Genomic DNA, 447 nt, shown 5'->3' with positions numbered 1-447 from the left:
AAAATAATCACCGACACTATATCATACAGAGAACGTTAAGTCAAAGGATGAAAGTTGAAATAGCGAAGCGGAAGTTATACACTATAAGTAAATTTAGGGGAATCAGCAGGCCGAGTGAAACGAGGTCAATGCGCACTTACACATAGAATAAATCCTATGTTATGTTAACCCCCAAAATCCTGTATTAGAAGTCGCCGATGGCGACAACAAAGTCAAGCCCATAGAATCAAAGTAAAGAGGTGACTAACATGGCAATATTTCATATTAGTTTTAGTAATATTAGTGCTGGAAAAGGACGAAGTGCGATTGCCAGTGCGGCTTATCGAAGTGGTGAAAAATTATTTGATGATAAAGAAGGTCGCCGATATTCCTATGCCCGATCGGTAATTCCAGAAAGCTTTATTTTAACCCCCCAAAATGCACCAGAATGGGCCAGTGATCGAGAAA

At 39.6% G+C, this 447-nt stretch carries 1 protein-coding gene; it reads left to right on the top strand.

Features of this window, described 5'->3' with window-relative positions; all coding sequences use genetic code 11:
* Positions 1 to 248: 248 nt before the first annotated feature.
* A partial coding sequence (locus tag ACKTR2_RS10500) for a MobA/MobL family protein (protein WP_407885089.1) occupies positions 249 to 447 on the top strand: 199 nt, incomplete at its 3' end.

This window comes from Furfurilactobacillus curtus (genome assembly GCF_045862785.1).
Lineage (GTDB): Bacteria > Bacillota > Bacilli > Lactobacillales > Lactobacillaceae > Furfurilactobacillus > Furfurilactobacillus curtus.
The sequence above is the reverse complement of the archived record's forward strand: the minus strand, read 5'-3'. Positions and strand labels throughout refer to the sequence as shown.